This window comes from Nostoc sp. UHCC 0252, from assembly GCF_034931145.1.
Classification (GTDB): Bacteria; Cyanobacteriota; Cyanobacteriia; order Cyanobacteriales; family Nostocaceae; genus Nostoc.
The window spans coordinates 1-2030 of sequence record NZ_JAYGHE010000184.1; the positions used below are offsets into that span (position 1 = coordinate 1).

3 protein-coding genes are annotated in these 2030 nt (G+C 36.6%); all 3 read right to left on the bottom strand.

Going from position 1 to position 2030, the window contains the following annotated elements:
• Positions 1–678: 678 nt before the first annotated feature.
• A complete protein-coding gene (locus tag VB732_RS35895) occupies positions 679–819 on the bottom strand; it encodes a hypothetical protein (RefSeq protein WP_323235550.1) in 141 nt (46 codons plus the stop codon).
• Positions 820–873: 54 nt separating this feature from the next.
• The gene (locus VB732_RS35900) at positions 874–1167 is read right to left on the bottom strand and encodes a hypothetical protein (protein WP_323235551.1); all 294 of its coding nucleotides are present in this window, start codon (positions 1165–1167) and stop codon (positions 874–876) included.
• Positions 1168–1546: 379 nt separating this feature from the next.
• Entirely contained in the window at positions 1547–1978 is a 432-nt protein-coding gene (locus VB732_RS35905) for a hypothetical protein (protein ID WP_323235552.1), read from the bottom strand.
• Positions 1979–2030 lie beyond the last annotated feature (52 nt).

Genomic DNA, 2030 nt, shown 5'->3' on the forward strand with positions numbered 1-2030 from the left:
TTCCGACTTCCAACTTCCGACCTCCGACTTCCGACTTGAAGATAATGTCACTGTAAGGATAAAATGAGCAACTTTGAAAGCATAAGTTGAGCAATTACGTAGCCCAAAGCCTTTATACTACGTCGGAAATTATTTATCGAAAACATGTTTTGAAAGCATAACATGAGCAAAGGTTCTGTTTTGTAACCCTAATGTGAGCAAACATATTCATGCCCAGCATTAAAACTTTGCTTAGGTATAGCTGCTATGAAAACCGAAATCGAGCAACAGAGCTACTTTCTGTTTGAGTTCACTGTCTCTACTTTTGTAAGGATAAATTGAGCAACCTGCTTTGAAACCATAAAGCGAGCAACTTGCTCATCTTATGCTTTCAGTGACAGATAATATACCACGTTGAATACAAAATAAGTAACCCTTATCTTTTATCCGATATAATCTACGATAAAAACTACTTCCCTTGATATACAACACTTTCACCAACATGCGATCGCGGAGGGTGCATGTTGGCAACGGAATAAAAACTATTGCGTTGCCGATGAATTTTGTTTGTCTTTGGTATCGTCTTTGATGTGTAATCCAAGCGATAACCATTTACAGGGTGCTAACTTCCAGTTATAGTTAGCCGTAACTTATTATAGGCACAATGCAACTATAACTTTGACTGAGTGCAAAGATAGTTTACAAAAGTTGCTCAGGCGGTTGCCATAATATTGGTTCAGCGAAGAGACAGAGGCAGAGGTATTGCTGCCAATATTGCATTTGGGAAAACTTTTCTCCCTGAAGCGGTTCCTGTCCCTCAATTTCTAAGATTCGGATCATGGATAACTGCAACCGCCTTGATGCAAAACCGTCTGGGAATACAAATTGTCTGCTTTAATTACAAAAATCATCTACTCGAATATCCCGCCAGACATCAGACACTTGCCAGCCAGAGTTGCCAATAGACTGTACTGGAGGATTGTCAAGGTGCGGAATATAATCAGGAACTCTTGATTCAGGAGCGACTACTGATTTCTCCTCAAGCTCAACCACAGGGGCAGTAGAATTGTCAGTATTAGCTTCAAGAAGTTGGTCTTCTGCTTCTTCGATCAACTTCATCTGTTTCAGAGTAAGCTTGTCGGATTTTTTGATGATCTTCTTAGTATCTGTATCATTAGAAGTTTTCATTGGCTGTTCCCTTGAAGGCATTGGCTTAAAATTTGTCTGAGTAAAGTTGCAAGAAGTTAGGTATTAATAATTGCACAGAATTAACAAGGTACACCAAATCGATGGAAAATACGAGTCCCAAATTGTAAGAATTTATTAATTGGACATAAATATCTTTTTCGGGTAGATGCCCTAGCATAATCTGTTGCACAGATGCAAGTATTAAGCGATCGCTTCTTGATCATGGCTGTACTTCAAGATTGTTTTGTGGTTTTGACTCCTAATAAGTAGATAATGGGGTGTCCATCTGTAGCTCCTGCCTACCTAAAAAAGGTTGACAACCATATTGAGAGACTTAACGAGAAAATTCTAGTTTTACTTTATGCAACACAACCAAGTTTTATAATCCAAAACTTGGGTTCTTATTTATTTTTGTCCCTATAATTGATTGCTCTTTATCCTTTATGACAAATTTCGAAGTATTAATTGTAATAACTTCATAAATTTCTGGCATAAACACAGAGCCTAAAGTAGCTATGATATCTGCAATAGAAATCTTAAAAGCTAATGGTATCTGGAAATTAAAAAATGATTTTGGCATATTTTTAACATTTAAATACAATTTTTCTTTGCTGACGTACCATACCCCAGTAAATTTATTACCTGTTATTAGTTCCTTTGGCTTGGAGAAAAGCAATATTTGAACCCTAGTTTGTTCATAAGTCATATCATCTTTAAATTCAATAGTGATTTTTTCTGAAAACGTATCAAAACGCCATTTACCCAATAGTAAAATTTCTATTTCTATATCAGAAAGGTTGCTATTACTCATGTTTCTCCTGAAATCGTTAAGTTCTTATCCATTTCAACACCTCCGGGTCTTT